Annotated in this window: 2 pseudogenes; both read right to left on the reverse strand. The window is 67.8% G+C overall.

Annotated elements, in window-relative coordinates:
* Window positions 1–322 precede the first annotated feature (322 nt).
* Window positions 323–1,478 (reverse strand): annotated as a pseudogene (locus JCM19049_RS13310) (cystathionine gamma-synthase).
* A 26-nt stretch (window positions 1,479–1,504) separates the two neighbouring features.
* Window positions 1,505–1,716: pseudogene (locus JCM19049_RS13315) on the reverse strand (hypothetical protein); the annotation flags it as partial.

The following is a 1,716-nucleotide window of genomic DNA, read 5'->3' on the forward strand; positions in this document are numbered from 1 at the left end:
CGCGCGGGGTGCTGGTGCTGTCGGTTGGCCTGCGGCTGTGGCGTTCGGACCGGTGGCCCGCACCCAGCTGACCTGGCTGGCTGATTGCCGCGCTGCCGATGCTGCTGCGCTTTGGACGCTATTCCCTGCTCGCGGCAATGGTGCTGCTGGCCGTGGCCTTAATGTGGACCCCGGCCGGGATCAGGTACTTCCGCGCCCTCTCCCCCCGAGCATGACGGCGCTAAGCATCCGCCCGTCATTCCCCGCTTAAACCTCCCGTCCCCGCACAGCCTGACGCTGCGCGGGACGGGTGTGTGATTCGGGCGCTGCCCACCGTGGCCGGTTACAGCTTGGCGAAGGCCTGCTCCAGGTCGTTGATCAAGTCCTCGGCGTCCTCGATGCCCACCGACAGGCGGACCAGGTTCTCCGGGACCTCCAGCTCGGTGCCCTTCACCGAGGCGTGGGTCATCTCCGAGGGGTAGTTCATCAGCGACTCGATCCCGCCCAGGGATTCGGCCAGCTGGAACAGCCGGGTGCTCTCGGCCACCGTGCGGGCGGCCTGAGCGCCCCCGGCGAACTGCACCGAGACCATGCCGCCGAAGTCGCGCATCTGCTTCTTGGCAATGTCATGTCCCGGATGGTCCTCGAAGCCCGGGTAGAGCACGCGCTCGACTTCCCTGCGTCCGCGCAGCCAGGCCGCAACCTGGGCGGCGTTCTCCGAGTGCGCGCGCATGCGCACGCCCAGGGTCTTCAACCGCGGGTGGTCAGGTAGCGTCCAGCGGCCCGGAAACCGCGCCCACGGCGAACTGGATGAACCCGATCTTCTCGGCCAGTTCATCGTCGTTTACAATCACCGCACCGCCAACCACATCCGAGTGCCCGCCGATGTACTTGGTGGTCGAGTGCACCACGATGTCCGCGCCCAGCGCCAACGGCTGCTGCAGGAATGGGCTGGCGAAGGTGTTGTCCACCACCAGCAGTGCGCCGTGGGCGTGGGTGACCTCGGCGACCGCCTGAATGTCCACGATCTTCATCATCGGGTTCGATGGTGTTTCCAGCCACACCATCTTGGCCTGGTGCTGGTCAATGGCGGCCGCCAGGGCCTGGGGGTCGCTCATGTCCAGGGCGGTGTTGGACACGCCCCAGGGGCCCAGCACCCGGTCGATCAGCCGGTAGGAGCCGCCGTACGCGTCGTTGCCCAGCACAATGTGGTCCCCCGGGCGCAGCAGCGCACGAATCAGGGAATCCTCGCCGGCCAGCCCGGAGCTGAACGAAAACGCGTGCCGGCCTCCCTCGGCGGCGGCCAGCTGCTCCTGCAGGGCGTCGCGGGTGGGGTTGGTGCCGCGCCCGTAGTCGTAGCCGCCGCGCAGCTTGCCGATGGCCTCGGGGGCGTAGGTGGTGGAGAAGTGGATCGGCGGGACCACTGCACCGGTGCGCGGCTCAAACTCTTGGCCGGCGTGGACAAAGCGGGTGTTGAAACCCTGGGCATTCTGGCTCATCGATACCATCCTTTGCGTCGGGAAGTTTAGTTGATCAGGTGGTCAAGCAGTTCGTCATGGGTCAGCGGACACAACACCTCGCCGTCGCGGGTGACCAGCACCGCGCGGTGCTGCTGCAGCAGCGCCTGGGCATGCTCCAGGCTCTGCCCGGCGCCCAGCAGGGGCAGAGCCTCGGTCTGCAGGTCCCCTACCGGGTGCGTGCCGGGGTTCCGGCCAACAGGGCTTCGGCCACCAGTTC

It is taken from the genome of Arthrobacter sp. JCM 19049 (assembly GCF_001310435.1).